Origin of the sequence: Cohnella lubricantis (assembly GCF_014212015.1) — a bacterium.
GTDB classification, from domain to species: Bacteria; Bacillota; Bacilli; order Paenibacillales; family Paenibacillaceae; genus Cohnella; species Cohnella lubricantis.
This window is the reverse complement of record NZ_JACJVN010000055.1, coordinates 22,256-36,488: the sequence shown is the minus strand read 5'-3', so window position 1 is coordinate 36,488 and position 14,233 is coordinate 22,256. Positions and strand designations below refer to the sequence as shown.

15 protein-coding genes are annotated in these 14,233 nt (G+C 58.5%); 12 read left to right on the top strand and 3 right to left on the bottom strand.

All coding sequences use genetic code 11. The features are described 5' to 3' along the window. The first annotated feature begins 250 nt into the window (after positions 1-250). Genes H4Q31_RS13805 through H4Q31_RS13790 form a run of 4 tightly spaced genes read left to right on the top strand, consistent with a single transcriptional unit; the run spans position 251 to position 4,086 of the window. Positions 251-961, top strand: a complete 711-nt coding sequence (locus H4Q31_RS13805; protein WP_185179645.1) for a metal ABC transporter ATP-binding protein — start codon at positions 251-253, stop codon at positions 959-961. Then, positions 907-1,800: a metal ABC transporter permease gene (locus tag H4Q31_RS13800; protein WP_185179644.1), complete on the top strand. Its 894-nt coding sequence runs from the start codon at positions 907-909 to the stop codon at positions 1,798-1,800. Before H4Q31_RS13805 ends, H4Q31_RS13800 begins: the two co-directional genes overlap by 55 nt. Positions 1,801-1,819: 19 nt before the next feature. Then, a complete protein-coding gene (locus tag H4Q31_RS13795) occupies positions 1,820-2,833 on the top strand; it encodes a metal ABC transporter substrate-binding protein (protein WP_185179643.1) in 1,014 nt (337 codons plus the stop codon). 32 nt (positions 2,834-2,865) lie between these two features. Then, positions 2,866-4,086 (top strand): GTP-binding protein, encoded by a 1,221-nt coding sequence (locus tag H4Q31_RS13790; protein ID WP_376698248.1) that lies wholly within the window; start codon positions 2,866-2,868, stop codon positions 4,084-4,086. Positions 4,087-4,231: 145 nt separating this feature from the next. Here H4Q31_RS13790 and H4Q31_RS13785 read toward each other — a convergent pair whose 3' ends face one another. Further along, complete coding sequence (locus tag H4Q31_RS13785; RefSeq protein WP_185179642.1) at positions 4,232-5,062, bottom strand: 1,4-dihydroxy-6-naphtoate synthase; 831 nt, start codon at positions 5,060-5,062, stop codon at positions 4,232-4,234. Then, on the bottom strand, positions 5,059-5,733 hold the full coding sequence (locus tag H4Q31_RS13780) for a futalosine hydrolase (RefSeq protein ID WP_185179641.1): 675 nt from the start codon (positions 5,731-5,733) through the stop codon (positions 5,059-5,061). The genes H4Q31_RS13785 and H4Q31_RS13780 overlap by 4 nt, the downstream gene beginning before the upstream one ends. A 150-nt stretch (positions 5,734-5,883) precedes the next feature. On the opposite strand from H4Q31_RS13780, the gene fur reads away from it, so the two are divergent. The 6 genes from fur to H4Q31_RS13750 all read left to right on the top strand — a co-directional run bounded on the left by fur (position 5,884) and on the right by H4Q31_RS13750 (position 9,678). Further along, entirely contained in the window at positions 5,884-6,354 is a 471-nt protein-coding gene (fur, locus tag H4Q31_RS13775; RefSeq protein ID WP_185179730.1) for a ferric iron uptake transcriptional regulator, read from the top strand. A 179-nt stretch (positions 6,355-6,533) separates the two neighbouring features. Then, positions 6,534-7,178 (top strand): hypothetical protein, encoded by a 645-nt coding sequence (locus tag H4Q31_RS13770; protein ID WP_185179640.1) that lies wholly within the window; start codon positions 6,534-6,536, stop codon positions 7,176-7,178. A gap of 25 nt (positions 7,179-7,203) precedes the next feature. Continuing rightward, positions 7,204-7,350 (top strand): hypothetical protein, encoded by a 147-nt coding sequence (locus H4Q31_RS13765; protein ID WP_185179736.1) that lies wholly within the window; start codon positions 7,204-7,206, stop codon positions 7,348-7,350. Then, complete coding sequence (ssuE, locus tag H4Q31_RS13760; RefSeq protein WP_185179639.1) at positions 7,298-7,849, top strand: NADPH-dependent FMN reductase; 552 nt, start codon at positions 7,298-7,300, stop codon at positions 7,847-7,849. Before H4Q31_RS13765 ends, ssuE begins: the two co-directional genes overlap by 53 nt. 49 nt (positions 7,850-7,898) lie before the next feature. After that, on the top strand, positions 7,899-8,867 hold the full coding sequence (locus H4Q31_RS13755) for an aldolase catalytic domain-containing protein (protein WP_185179638.1): 969 nt from the start codon (positions 7,899-7,901) through the stop codon (positions 8,865-8,867). 196 nt (positions 8,868-9,063) lie between these two features. Beyond that, complete coding sequence (locus H4Q31_RS13750) at positions 9,064-9,678, top strand: TetR family transcriptional regulator (protein ID WP_185179637.1); 615 nt, start codon at positions 9,064-9,066, stop codon at positions 9,676-9,678. On the opposite strand, the gene H4Q31_RS13745 is transcribed toward H4Q31_RS13750, so the two are convergent. After that, positions 9,669-9,995, bottom strand: coding sequence for a hypothetical protein (locus H4Q31_RS13745; RefSeq protein ID WP_185179636.1), 327 nt, complete (start codon positions 9,993-9,995; stop codon positions 9,669-9,671). The two genes, H4Q31_RS13750 and H4Q31_RS13745, sit on opposite strands and share 10 nt — an antisense overlap. Before the next feature lie 216 nt (positions 9,996-10,211). On the opposite strand from H4Q31_RS13745, the gene H4Q31_RS13740 reads away from it, so the two are divergent. Together H4Q31_RS13740 and H4Q31_RS13735 are read left to right on the top strand one after the other, a co-directional pair. Further along, a complete protein-coding gene (locus tag H4Q31_RS13740; protein WP_185179635.1) occupies positions 10,212-12,356 on the top strand; it encodes a putative bifunctional diguanylate cyclase/phosphodiesterase in 2,145 nt (714 codons plus the stop codon). 191 nt (positions 12,357-12,547) lie between these two features. Then, on the top strand, positions 12,548-14,218 hold the full coding sequence (locus H4Q31_RS13735; protein ID WP_185179634.1) for a copper resistance CopC/CopD family protein: 1,671 nt from the start codon (positions 12,548-12,550) through the stop codon (positions 14,216-14,218). Positions 14,219-14,233: the final 15 nt, after the last annotated feature.

Genomic DNA, 14,233 nt, shown 5'->3' with positions numbered 1-14,233 from the left:
CCGAATAAATAAAATACACGCTTCGCATCCCGTTCGTTGCGGCCCCGGCCGGCGTGAACGGGTTTTCTTATGTCCTGCGGAAAAAAACGGTTGACGGAGCGGCATTCCGCTGTTATTATCCTAAATGTAAATATTACTATTAAATGAAATCGAGGCGAATGGAACTTCGATGGCCGAAGGGCAGAGGGTTACGCCTCTATTTTATGTTTATTAATCGTAATAATTACATACAAGGGCGGAGGGGAACAGCTTGCGATTGGCTTATATGCGGGAGGTGGAATTCGGGTTTGATGACGCTCCTTGCTTGGTCGACGTGAACTTCGAACTGTCGCAAGGGGAATTTACGGCAGTGACAGGCCCTAACGGCGCGGCCAAAACGACGCTGCTCAAGCTCCTTCTCGGACTGCTTGAGCCCTGGAGAGGGGAGGCGGTTTGGCTGAGCGGCGGGGATCGGATGCGAAGGCGGAGCATGGGGTACGTGCCGCAGCAGATCGCCTCTTTCAACGCAGGCTTCCCCAGCACCGTGTTGGAGCTTGCGGGTTCGGGCCGGTATGCGGAGAGCGGCTCTTGGCTGCGAAGAGCGCGCGCGGAGGACAGGGAACGAACGGAGCTGGCATTAAGGCAGGTAGGCTTGTGGGAGCTTCGCGGCAGGCGGATCGGAGAGTTGTCGGGCGGCCAGAAGCAGCGGGCCTGCCTGGCCCGGGCGCTCGCCATGGAACCCGAAGTTCTCGTGCTGGACGAACCGACGACCGGCATGGACGAAGAGAGCCGCTTCGGCTTCTATGAGCTGATGAACGAGCAGGTTCGTCAGGAAGGACGGACGGTCGTGATGGTGACCCATCATCTGTCGGAGGCTCTTCCCTATTTGGATCGTGTCATCGAGCTGCAGCGGAAGGAGGATGTTGAATGGAGATGCTGCACTACGACTTCATGCAAAGGGCATTTCTCGCCGGCGCATTGATTGCGCTGACGGCACCCGCGCTGGGCGTATATTTGCTGCTTCGGCGCCAGGCGCTTATGGCCGACATGCTGTCGCACGTGTCGCTGGCGGGGATCGCGGCCGGCGCGCTGCTGCATGCGGCGCCGTCGGCGGCAGGCTTCGCGGTAGCCGTCGCCGGAGCGGTAGCCGTCGAATACGTGCGCCGATTCTACAAGACATACGGCGAGATCTCGGTCGCGATCATTATGATCGGGGGCTTGTCGACGGCGGTAATTCTAATGAGCCTGAATAAGGGGCTGAACCAGAACTTAACGTCCTATTTGTTCGGTTCGGTCGTGGCAGTCACTCGATCCGAATTGATACTGCTCTCAGTAGTCGCCGCCGTCAGCTTGACGTTCTTCGCGCTGCTCCGGCGTCCGTTGTATCAGTTGACGTTCGACGAGGAGACGGCGAGGACGAACGGGGTGCCGGTGAAGGGGCTGTCGCTTGCCTTCAGCATTCTGACGGGCATGGTCGTCGCTTCGGCGATCCCGATCGTAGGCGTGCTGCTCGTCTCCGCGCTGATCGTGCTGCCGGCATCGCTGGCGATCCGGGTAGCCCCGGGCTTCGCCGCGGCGGTCTGGCTGTCCTCGGCCATCGGGCTGGTTGGCGTCTTCGCCGGTTTAGCCGCGTCCTATGAGATCAGCACACCGCCGGGAGGAACGATCGCGTTGACGCTGCTCGTCATGTTGGCGGCAGGCGTATCGCTTAAGACAGCCTGGGCGAAGCTCGCTCCGAGACGCAGCCGGGCGGAAGCCCGGCAGGAGCAGACGGCGGTTGGCCCCGTTCCGCGAGTGTCCGGAGACTCGTTATATCATTAATCAAGGAGGAATTGGCAAGATGAGAACAGCATTGACAACGATGAAGGGATTGATTCTGGCGGGAACGGCAGCCGCGCTGCTGGCGGGCTGCGGCTCGAACGGGGGAGAAGGTGCGGGCGGCGGAGCCGCGTCGCCGAATTCGTCAACGGGGGAAGGCTCCAAGCTTCAAGTCGTGGCGACCTTCTATCCGATGTACGAATTCAGCCGCCAGGTCGGCGGAGAACTCGCGGACGTGACCGGATTGATCCCGGCCGGCGCGGAGCCGCACGACTGGGAGCCGAGCGCGAAGGATATGGCGCTCATCAGCGAAGCGGATGTGTTCGTCTACAATGGGCTCGTAGAGACATGGGCCGACAAGGCGCTGGCCAGCGCCGCGAACGATAAGCGAGTGGCGGTGCAAGCAAGCGAAGGGATTACGTTGCAGGAGGGCGTCGCGGAGGAGGAAGAAGAGGACGGCCATGATCATGGAACTGCCGCCGAAGGGACGTCGGATGAGGAGGGAGGCAAGGTGCTGGATCCGCATGTATGGCTCGATCCCGTGCTTGCTCAGAAGGAAGTCGCGAATATCGCCGCGGCATTCGCTAAGGCGGATCCGGCTCACCAGGACAAGTACAAGGCGAACGCAGACGCTTATATCGCCAAGCTGCAGATGCTTGATCAGGCGTATAGGGACGGGCTTAAGACCGTCAAGCGCCACGACTTCGTCACCCAACACGCCGCATTCGGCTACTTGGCTAAGGAGTACGGTCTGGTGCAAATTCCGATTGCCGGGCTGTCCCCTGAGCAGGAGCCGTCTCCTGAACAGATGGCCGGCGTCGTCCAGCAAGCGAAAGAGCGGGATATCCAGACGATATTCTTCGAGACGCTGGTTGATCCCAAGATAGCGGAGACGATCGCGAAGGAGATCGGCGCCAAGACGGACGTGCTGAATCCGATCGAAGGGCTGACCGAAGACGATAAGCAGCAGGGCTTGGATTATATCGGCATTATGGAGAACAACTTGGCTGCGCTGCAGAAGGCTTTAAACGAATAGGATCAAATCGTAATAATTACATCAGAAAGGGGTTGAAAAGATTGATTGAACGACGCAAGATTCCGGTGACGGTTCTGAGCGGCTATCTAGGCGCGGGCAAAACAACACTGCTCAATCACGTGCTGCGGAACCGCAACGGTTTAAAGGTTGCGGTAATCGTCAACGACCTGAGCGACGTGAACGTCGACGCGGATCTCGTTCGCGGCGGCGGCGGACTGTCCCGCACGGAAGAGAAGCTGGTCGAGATGTCGAACGGCTGTATCTGCTGCACGCTGCGCGAGGATCTGCTTCGGGAAGTGGAGCGATTGGCGCTCGAAGGGCGGTTCGACTATATCCTGATCGAATCGACCGGCATCGGCGAGCCGGTTCCAGTCGCGCAGACGTTCAGTTACATCGACGAAGAGCTCGGCATAGATCTGACCCGGTTCTGCCGGCTCGACGCGATGGTGACCGTCGTGGACGCGTATCGCTTCTGGCACGATTATTCCTCTGGCGAGACCTTGCTCGACCGAGGCGAGGCGGCCACGGAAGACGATACCCGGGAGGTGGTCGACCTGCTGATCGACCAAATCGAATTCTGCGATGTCCTCGTGCTGAATAAGTGCGATATGGTGAAGCCGGAGGAATTGGCCCAATTGGAGAGCGTGCTGCGGGCGCTGCAGCCGAGGGCGCGGTTCATCCGCGCCGTCCGGGGGCAAGTCGAGCCTTCTGCGATCTTGAACACAGGCTTGTTCGACTTCGAGGCGGCGAGCCGCTCGGCTGGCTGGATTCTAGAGTTGGAGAAGCCGCAGCATACGCCGGAGACCGAGGAGTATGGCATCGGCTCGTTCGTCTATGAGAGGGCTCTCCCTTTCCATCCAGTACGGCTGATGAACTGGATGTCGGAATGGCCGGCCGAAGTCGTGCGGGCCAAAGGAATACTTTGGCTGGCAACGCGGAACCGCCAGGCTCAAAGCTTCAGTCAAGCCGGACCGTCCATTCAGATGGGACCTGCCGGCCTGTGGCTTGCAGCGCTGCCCGAATGCGAGCGCATGGCGCTGCTGCGTGAGGAACCGGAGCCGTTCACCTCTTGGCATCCCGAATACGGAGACCGGATCAACCGATTCGTGCTGATCGGCATCGGGCTGAACCGCTCTAAGCTGGAGGCGGAGCTGGACACGTGCCTGTTAACCGAGGAGGAATTGAAGTCGGATTGGAGCTGCTTTGAAGATCCGTTCCCGCAAGCTTTCGAAGAAGAAGCTGTGGGGATATGACGGAACGCGGGTAAGCGAACAAGGACTGTCCCCAGAATGCACAAGAAAGGACCTCGATATCCACAACAAAGTGGAGAACGAGGTCCTTTCGCTGGAACGATACCAATTCTGATTGTCGCATCATCAACCATTATTTTGCGAGAGATTAGCGCAGCAGATTCGGATCGAACGGCGGCACGAGCTTCTCTGCGGCCGCGCGGGTGAGCAGCGCTTCGATCGCCGCGAAGCCGTCGTCACCCAGGTTGGCTGTGAAGTCGTTGACGTACAGGTCGATGTGCTGCTGCGTCACCTCAGGCGAGAGCTCCTGCGAGTGGCCGAGCACGTATTCGCGCGAAGCCTCCGGATGCGCCCAAGCGTACTCGACCGATGCGCGTGCCCACTGCTCGATCGCCTTCACGTCCAGATCGCGGCGGGCGATAATGGCGCCCAGCGGTATCGGCAGGCCGGTATCGGCTTCCCACCAACTGCCCATATCCGCCATTTTCGACAAGCCGTAATCTTGGTAGGTGAAGCGGGCTTCGTGGATGACGAGCCCGGCATCGATCTTGCCGTCGCGAACGGCGGGCATAATCTCGTGGAACGGCATGATCACGATCTCGCCGACGCCGCCTGGCACGTTCTGTGCCGCCCACAGCCGGAACAGCAGATAGGCGGTCGAGCGTTCGCTCGGCACCGCGACGCGCTTGCCGGAGAGGGCAGCCGGATCCTGCATGTCCGCGAGCGTCAGCACGAGCGGACCGCAGCCGCGGCCAAGCGCTCCGCCGCAAGGGATAAGCGCGTAGTCCTCCAGCACCCAGGGAAGGGCGGCGTACGATATTTTCAGCACCTCGGGGCCTGTCCGATCCGCCGCCCAATGATTCGTGATATCGATGTCGGCGTACGTGACGTTCAATTCCGGAGCGCCGGGGATCAGGCCGTGAACCCAGGCGTGGAACACGAAGGTATCATTAGGACAAGGGGAAAAAGCGATATTCATCTCGGTAGAACCTCCTTCAATATAGCCATGCCATCTGCCAACGCGAGCAGCGCGTCGGGAATGCGCCAAGCGGCGCGGTCGCGCGGGCCGACCGCGTTCGAGACCGCGCGGAGCTCGAGCGCGGGAACGCCGAATTGCCGGGCGGCGACGGCCACGCCGTAGCCTTCCATGCCTTCGGCGGCGGCGCCGGGCACCCGCTCGGCGAGAAGGGCCGCGGTCTGGGCCGTTCCTGTGGCGGTCGAGACCGTCAAGATCGGCCCGCAGGCCGCCCGCAGGCCAGCCGCCTCCAACGCCTGCACGAGCTGCTGTGCAAGCGCTTCGTCCGGCTGCGCCTCGGCAGAGCCGAAGCCGAGCGCATCGACGCTCGCGAAGCCGTCCGGCGTCTCGGCGCCGAGGTCGGCGGCGACGATCCGGCTCGATACGACGAGCGAGCCGATCTCCGCCCTGCTCGGGAAGCCGCCTGCGATACCGGCCGATACGACCAGGCCGCAGCTCCCGCCTGCAGCGGCAAGCGCCGCCGCGGTGCTCGCCGCTGCAAACGCTGGACCGACGCCGGCGAGCCGCACGTCAAAGCGTTCATCGCCGTCCAGTCCGCGCAGCACCGCCTCGCGCTCGGCTTCTACAGCAGTCATAATCAAGATGCGCCGTCCAACATATTTTGCCAAACTCATCTGCTTCACCTTCACTCTCTTCCTCTATATCCTATCAAATTAGACGGCAATATCCCAATTATTAATGCTTTGCTTAAAGGTGCAGAATCAGTTACAATCAGTTTAGAATAATTCTAAATAAGGGAAAGGGAGGGCGGTGATTGCGTGACCATTACCGAGCAGGTCGACAAGATCAACCGGCAGCTTATTAGCAGAGGCTACAAGCTGACTCCCCAACGAGAAGCGACGCTTCGGGTGCTGCTGGAGAATGAACAGGATCATCTAACGGCGGAAGACGTTTATTTGCTGGTTAAGAATACTTATCCGAATATCGGTCTCGCGACCGTCTATCGTTCCTTAGAGCTGCTCAGCGAGCTTCATATCGTCGAGAAGGTCAACTTCGGCGACGGCGGAGCCAGATTCGATCTGCGTAACGAAGATCAGCCGCATATGCATCATCACTTGATCTGCACCCGATGCGGCAAGGTCGAAGAGATCAAGGACGATTGGCTGCTGCCAATGGAGCATCGCATTATGCGGGAATACGGCTTCACGGTGACGGATCACCGCCTTGATTTTCACGGGACTTGCCAAGCATGTGCGGTTGAAGAGAAGGACGCTTCGCGCAAAGCCGTGTCTTAAGCATCGATATCGGAACACGGACAACAGGGCAGCCTTCGGCAGAGGCTGCCTTGCGTACATCAGGGACTTACTTCGACCTAACGAGAGTGTGCCGTCTTCGATATCTTCTTGTCGAATCCCTTGCAGTTTAGTACGATAGATTCTTGGTTACCATCGACATCAGGAGGGACATACCAACCATGAAGATATCGTACAAAAATCTGCTGATCCTCGCCGCGGCCGCACTGGCGCTGACGGCTTGCTCGAACGAGAAGACCGCCGGGACGAACGGCGGGAAGCCGCCGGCTGCCGCATCGGCAAGCGCATCGCCATCCGCAACCGTAGAGGCTTCCGCCTCCGCTGCGCCGGAAGCTGCGCAATATACGATCGATGTGCCAGCGGCGAGCTTCGAACGAGCGCCGGAAGGCACGAGCCTGGAGCCGGTTAGTGAGGACAGCGCTATCTACATACCGTCGGACAGCAACGACGCGAAGGTTCACTTGGCGCTTAACCTGAACCAGAAAGGCGATTTTACGGTAGCCGAGGGCTCAGGCACGCTTACCATTGGCGGCAGCAGCGTTCCATTTAAGATCAACCAAGTATCCGTCATGCACAGGGATACGCTGAGCACCGGGCAAACTCTGTTCTATGGCGGTCTGCAGGTCGACACACAGACGCAGCCTTCAACCTTCGCCTTCGGCTTCCGGTTCATCGCAGAGACGCAGGATTTGCAGCTGAGGCTGTCCAACGGAGAAGGTCTCGTCGTATTCGGCGGCGGCGGAGCTATCGCGAAGAACGAGGCAGAGATCGAGAATTTCGAAGCGGATCATCGGCCTAAGAACTGAAGGCGGCCGGAAGAGGCTTCCAATCTTGACGGTGCAAGAAACGAACGAGTATAATGAATGGAATTTCCGAGTCGGAGAATCGGATATTGCTGGCGAGGAAGAAAAGGAAGGCGGTCTATATGGCGAAAATCGTCATTTTAGTAGGAAGTCCAATGGAGAAAACACGGCTTAACGGCATCGTTGAATACGTGCGTTCCAAGGTAGCCGAAGCCGGCATCAAGCCTTCGCTTATTGCCGTCCGCGATCTGCCCGCTGAAGACTTGCTCCACGCCCGCTTCGACAGCGAGGCGATTCAAGCCGCGAACCGAGAAGTGGAACAGGCGGACGCCGTCATCGTCGCGACGCCGGTGTTCAAGGCTTCTTTCCCTGGGGTGCTCAAAGCCTATATCGATCTTCTCCCCCAGAAGGGCTTCCAGAACAAGGTCGTTCTCCCGATCGCCATTGGCGGGACGATCGCGCACTTGCTGTCCATCGACTTCGCAATGAAGCCAGTGCTGTCCACGATGGGGCCGCGCAACCTGCTGGCAGGAGTGTTCGTTCAAGACGCTCAAGTCGTGTGGAACGACGACGGCACTGCCGATATAGCCGAAGAGGCCGCCTCGCGTCTGGACGAATCGGTGCGACTGCTGTTGCAGGAGACGGCTTTGCAGTCCTCGAATGTTAAAGCGTAATCCAATGCGGGAATAGTCTTTCTGAACTTAATACAAAGGAGCCAGCTCTATGACCGAACAACGTAAATTTAGCCATTGCCAAATCGTAGACTGCACGATTCGCGACGGCGGCCTCGTTAATAACTGGGACTTCAGCGTGGAATTCGTTCAGGATTTATACGAATCGTTAAATGAAGCTGGTGTCGAGTACATGGAAGTCGGCTACAAGAATTCGCCCAAGCTGCTTAAGGGGGCGGAGAATGCGGGACCATGGCGGTTCCTGAACGACGACTTCCTTCGCAAAGTCATTCCGGAGAAGAAGAAGACGAAGCTGTCCGCGCTCGTCGATGTCGGCCGCGTTGACGAGAACGATATTCTGCCGCGCAGCGAATCGCCGCTCGACTTGATTCGCGTAGCCTGCTATGCGCGCGATACGGCCAAGGCGATCGAGCTGGCCACATTGTTCAACGAGCGAGGCTACGAGACGACGATCAACATTATGGCGCTGTCCAATGTCATGGACAATGAGCTGTCGGAGGCGCTGGCGATGATCAGCGAGAGCCCGATCGACGTCGTCTACATCGTAGACTCCTATGGCAGCCTGGACCCGGAGGATATCCGTTATCTCGTCGAGAAATTCCGCCGCGGCCTCAAGAACAAGCGGCTAGGCGTACATACACACAACAACATGCAGCTGGCTCTGGCGAACACGCTGACGGCTGCCGAGATGGGCGTCGAGTTGCTGGACGCTTCCGTCTACGGCATGGGCCGGGCGGCGGGCAACTGCCATACGGAGCTTCTGCTGGCTAAGCTGTCCAAATCCAAATATAATCTGCGTCCGGTGCTGGGCATGATCGAGAGGTACATGGTCGGACTGCGCGAGCGCGAAGAGTGGGGCTACCTCATTCCTTACATGATCACCGGTGTGCTTGACGAGCATCCGCGTTCAGCCATGGCTTGGAGAGCTTCGCCCGAGCGCGACGAATACTTGAACTTCTACGACAGACTGACGACGCCGGAGACGTTCCCCAAATCATAATGCGATGTCAGAGACCTTCCAACTGGAGGGTCTTTTTGTTTTTAGAAGTCATCTCTCGACAAATCTTGCAGGATGGGATATTGTGGGAGGAAAGGATTTAGTGCAAGCTAATGCTTTATTGCTGTGACGCGGAACAGTATATCATGGCTTACGCCGGCTGCCGGTCGGCCGCCGGCAGTAAGGAAGGGGACTTGGTATGAACAGGGAAGCGAAGAAGAAGCTGACGAGGTTCCGAATAGTCGAAGCTTCAATGGAGTTGTTCGAGAATCAAGGCTACGAGTCGACAACGGTGCAGCAGATCGCGACCCGCGCGGACGTAGCGAAAGGAACGTTCTTTAACTATTTCTCCTCCAAGGAAGACTTGATACTCGAGCTTCAAGGCTCATTGATCCGGAGGGAGATTGAGAATCAAAGCGGTCTTCAGGGACCGATTATGCCTCAGCTTCTGAATGGTTTACTCATTCATGCGCGACAGTATCCCCTTACGCAAGCCGTTACGCGGGCCGTTCTGCAAGGTGTGTACGGCAGCGAGAGAATCGGCTCGGCCCAATCGGAGAGAAGCGGCGAATTCGCTCGCTTCCTGGCTATGATTATCCGGAAAGGACAAGAACGGGGAGAGATCCGAACAGACCTGTCCGCCGAGAAGATCGCGGGGATGGCTGTACAGTGCTACTATGGCGTGCTGATGAGTTGGGTGCTCCAATCGACGGAAGAGACGCTCGAGGACTTGATGCGCTGCCAATTCGAGATCTTCACCGGCGGGATTCGGCCGGAAGCTGCCGGAATGGGCGAACGCTTAAGCTACGGCTGACGCAGCAAGCCGGGGCTGTAGCCGTCCAGTTCGCCGACTCCGCGAATGGCGGCGGCGCTGTGCAGCGTGTTCGGATGGAAGTAGCCTGCGCCGGTAAGCTTCCTGCCGCCGATCGTAACGGCTTCGAGCGAGACCGCAATCTCTTCGGATATGGCGAACCGGTTCAGCACATCGGCGTTCGCAACGCCTTCGGCATCGATGAACCAGGATAGCGTTCCGTGATCGTGGACAACCATCAGCTTGGCGCGTTCGAAGGTTAACGTCCAGCTCTCTTCAACTTGCGATATGGTTAACGATGCCAGCTCGTAATTCTCCATCGTCTCATCTCCCCGTTATATAGGCGGGCGCAGTCCCGCCAAGCATGACCAAATTGTAGCTGGTATTGGCCGCCGATTGCAAACAGGCAAGCGCAGCATCAACTTTTTTCGACAATATTCGGATGTGTTGCAGGAAAAAGCGACCAGATTGTTGAATCAAATAAGGCAAAATGTTCTCCATAATGAGCAAACCGGTTATAGGCAGGGGGGCAAGTCGTGAATTGGACGCTTAAGCGCATGGCGGATTTGCCGATCAATCGCGCCGAGAAGCGAACGCTGCGAACTGCCGTGCTGGCATTCGCGGCCTTCCTGGTGCTTGAACGACTGAATATCATAGAGCACATTCGTTTGACGGATCTGAACGCTCTGGTAATGCGCATAATGCTCGATTCGATCTCCTTCGGGCTTTGCTCGGCGCTATTCGTCATGGGATGGATGGTGTTCGAACAGACGCTCTGTCGGCGCCGGCTGTTCACGGCGATCGTCTTCGCCTTTATCGGCCTGCTCGATCTGCTGCATGGCTTTAGCTTGTCGGGAATGCCCTTGCACAGTTTGGCGAACGGAGATGGAGCGGCTCTTCTGCTGCAATGGACTTCTCAGTTGCTCGGAGCCGCTGCCTTGGCTGTCATCTTCTCGATTCCGAACGGCCCGGTTCGGCCTGGGGCGAGAATCTATGCTGCCGGAGCCGCTATCATCGCGCTTGCTGTGACGCTCGGGCTTGTCTTCGGTTCCGGCCTGACAGCCGACGATTTGAATCCATACCGCGATATTCAAGCCGCCTTGGTGATGGCTCTCTATGCCGCCGCTGCAGCGGTCATTCTGTATCGCAACCGCAAAGAGCGGCCGCAAGCGATTCTGACTATCGTAAGGGCGCTTATCTGGCTGTTCGCTTCCAGGCTGGAAATCTCGATCGGCGAGGTGCTCGGCGATCCGATCGGGCTTCTAGGAGAGGTCTTCCGGATTGTTGGTTATTTCTTCCTGCTAAGAGGCATTTACTTCGTGACGATTGATGAGCCGTACCGGAGGCATCAGAAGGCGGAAGCGCGGGTTCATTATCTGGCTTATTACGACGAATTGACAGGATTGCCGAACCGCCGCCTGCTGACCGAGAATATCGTTGCCAAGACATGGGACGATAAGGCTGCCGAACAGTTCGCAGTGCTGTGGCTGGATGTCGATCGGTTCAAGACGATCAATGATTCCATGGGCCATTCCTTCGGAGACCGGGTGCTGGTGGAAGTCGCGGAGCGCCTAAGGCAATTCAAGAAGGATTCGGAAGATGTGTTCCGGCTAGGCGGAGACGAATTCACGGTGCTGCTCAACGGCGCCGGCCCCCAAGAAGCCGAACGGCGAGCGCAGCAGCTGGTCGATCAATTCGATACGCCGATTCTCATCTCGGACACCTCCTATCATTTGACCGTGAGCGTCGGCCTTGTTCTGTATCCAGGCGACGGAGAGACGCTGGAGCATCTGCTGCAGAACGCGGATACCGCGATGTACGGCGCCAAGGAAGTGCGCAATGCGTGGCTCAGATATGACCCGGAGATGAATCGCAAGGCTAGGGATCGGCTTGCGCTGGAGAACGAGCTGCGCCAAGCGCTGGAATCCGGGCAGTTCCGTCTGGAATACCAACCGTTAGTCGATCTGGAGCTCGGCCAATTGGTCGGAGCCGAAGCGCTGGTGCGTTGGCACCATCCGGAGAAAGGCGTTATTCCTCCCGGAGAATTCATCCCGCTATGCGAAGAGACCGGCTTCATTATCCCGCTGGGCGAATGGGTGCTTCGCACGGCATGCCGGCAGGCGGTGGAGTGGCAGGCTGCGGGTCACCGGAAGCTGGTCATGTCCGTGAACTTGTCGATCCGCCAGTTCCGGCAGATCGATCTGAGCGAGCGGATCCGGGCTGTGCTGACCGAGACGGGACTTGCGCCGAGATGGCTCGATCTGGAGATCACCGAGAGCATTATGGCGGATCCGGAATATGCGGCCGATACGTTCGAGAAGCTGAAGGAGATTGGCGTACATATAAGCATCGACGACTTCGGTACCGGCTACAGCTCGCTGCACTACTTGAAGCGGTTCCCGATCGACACGCTTAAGATCGACCGTTCGTTCGTGGGCGACGTGCTGTTCAACCGCCACGACGCTGCGATCGTCTCGGGAATCTCCGCGATCGCAAGGAACCTGAATATGCGCGTAACCGCCGAAGGCGTGGAGAATGAGCAGCAGGTTGACTTCCTGAGGCGGATGAATTGCAAGCAGGCGCAGGGCTACTTCTTCTCCCGGCCGCTGCAGCCGGAGCGATTCGAGCAATTGTTCGGCAAGAATATCGACCAAATCCACGAGGCTTCGTCTGCGGGATGAGGTACATTAAGGGTGAACGGTCAGGCGAATGCCTCCGTTCGCCCTTCACTTTTTGGCGGAGGGGAAAGTTGAACTCGCATATCATTCGGGGTACGATGGAGAAGCCGTTGCGGAAGCAGCATGCTGAGCGCGGTGTGTGCACGACGCCACCGGCTGGCGAAGCGAAGCCGGATCGAGGAGGTTCGTTATACATGCTGATGCTATTCACAACCAAGAGACGACACGCCGCACGAGGATGGCTTAGTCGCTGCTGCGCGCTGCTGTTCGCGGCACTGCTGATATCGGCCGTCTTCCCCCCGGGAAGAGCCGGCGCTCACGCGATATTGGAGCAAGCCACGCCTGCGCAAGACGAACAGCTGCAGAACAGTCCGCCTTATGTGGAGCTTCTGTTCAACGAGCGGCTTGATTCGTCGGCTGAACATAAAGTCATTGTCCTGGACAGTTCATCGCGTTCCGTCACGAACGCGAAGCCGGAACGAACGGAGCAGGGCAAGGGCCTTAAGCTTGCGCTGCCGGCTCTGAAGGACGACCATTATACGGTCTCATATAATATTATCTCAGCCGACGGGCATCCCGTATCGGGCGCTTACGTCTTCACCGTAGGCAACCCGCCGCCCCTGCCGGACTCGAGCAGCCTAGATCCGCACGCACAGATAGGGCATGAAGGCCATGTGTCCGATACGAACAAGCTGACGACGATGTCCTTCCTGTTCTATGCTGCGCGCATAGCCTATTACGCTGGGCTGCTGATCATTGCCGGCTTGCTCTTCTGGGGCTTGCAGCGCGGCGCCGCCCAGACCGTCCGCGATGCGAGGGAAGCGGCGATCGGCTTCATGGGCAAGTTCATCGTCTGCGCGACGCTCGCCTATGTCGTGTTGAACCTATACAATTTGACGCAAGGCGAGCCTTTGTCGGAATGGGTACGGGTTCTGACGCAGACGACGGTCGGCAAGCTGTATGCGGCCAATCTGCTGCTTGCCTTCGCCGCGCTGCTGCTAGGCGGGCTGTCAGCGCCGGCGCGTCTGTTCTGGGCGGCGGTGGCGTTGTTCGTGGAGGCCTGGAACGGACACGCTGCGGTATACGACCCGATCTCTTATTCGGTTGCGCTTGATTTCGTCCACTTGGCTGCCGCTTCGGTATGGGCTGGCGGATTGCTGCTGTTGCTGCTGATCTGGCGCAAAGAAAGGCCTGAAGCCGGACGCTTCGCGATCGTCTTCTCCAGGTGGGCGCTGTTCGCCTTCCTGGCGTTATGGTTGACCGGCATTCTAAGCGTGCTGCTGTTCCTGCCGTCGCTTGAGTACTTGTTCTACACCGCTTGGGGCAAATGGCTGCTTGCCAAAGTCGCTCTGTCCGTCCTGGTCATGGCGGCCGCGTTCTTCATCCGGCTGCGTCTGCGCAAGGGGAGCCTTCCTCCGGGCGGACTGCTTCGGGCCGACTTCGGCCTCATGGCCGGCATCGTGCTGATCGTCGGCGTGCTCACCTATCAGAACCCGCTGCCGGCCAATCAGCCGCTGTACTATCATGAGATGGGCACCGATATGCACGTTACGCTCCAAATCTCGCCGAACGCGCCGGGCAACAATTCGATTCTGGTTAAAGTATGGCTGCCGGAATCGATCGGACAGCCGAAGAGCACGGTGCTTCGGCTTCAACCGACGGAGCGCGGCGATGTCGGGGTCATCGATGTGCCTCTCGAGTCGTTTAAGGATAGCGAGATCTATGCTTTCGAGGGCTATGTCGAAGCCGCTTATAAAGCGAACGGGCCTTACTTGCCGTTCGCGGGCGAATGGCAAGCCCAAGTCCGCGTGACCGACGCGGACGGCAACGAGCTTGTCAGGAAGACGACGTTCCGCATCTATTAATATCCGGCGGGATTC

Excerpts from the sequence above, each read along its gene's own strand:
- H4Q31_RS13800 (WP_185179644.1), top strand. The coding sequence starts at position 907 with ATGGAGATGCTGCACTACGACTTCATGCAAAGGGCATTTCTCGCCGGC.
- H4Q31_RS13795 (WP_185179643.1), top strand. The coding sequence starts at position 1,820 with ATGAGAACAGCATTGACAACGATGAAGGGATTGATTCTGGCGGGAACG.
- H4Q31_RS13785 (WP_185179642.1), bottom strand. The coding sequence starts at position 5,062 with ATGAATATCGCTTTTTCCCCTTGTCCTAATGATACCTTCGTGTTCCAC.
- H4Q31_RS13780 (WP_185179641.1), bottom strand. The coding sequence starts at position 5,733 with ATGAGTTTGGCAAAATATGTTGGACGGCGCATCTTGATTATGACTGCT.
- H4Q31_RS13770 (WP_185179640.1), top strand. The coding sequence starts at position 6,534 with ATGAAGATATCGTACAAAAATCTGCTGATCCTCGCCGCGGCCGCACTG.
- ssuE (WP_185179639.1), top strand. The coding sequence starts at position 7,298 with ATGGCGAAAATCGTCATTTTAGTAGGAAGTCCAATGGAGAAAACACGG.
- H4Q31_RS13755 (WP_185179638.1), top strand. The coding sequence starts at position 7,899 with ATGACCGAACAACGTAAATTTAGCCATTGCCAAATCGTAGACTGCACG.
- H4Q31_RS13750 (WP_185179637.1), top strand. The coding sequence starts at position 9,064 with ATGAACAGGGAAGCGAAGAAGAAGCTGACGAGGTTCCGAATAGTCGAA.
- H4Q31_RS13745 (WP_185179636.1), bottom strand. The coding sequence starts at position 9,995 with ATGGAGAATTACGAGCTGGCATCGTTAACCATATCGCAAGTTGAAGAG.
- H4Q31_RS13735 (WP_185179634.1), top strand. The coding sequence starts at position 12,548 with ATGCTGATGCTATTCACAACCAAGAGACGACACGCCGCACGAGGATGG.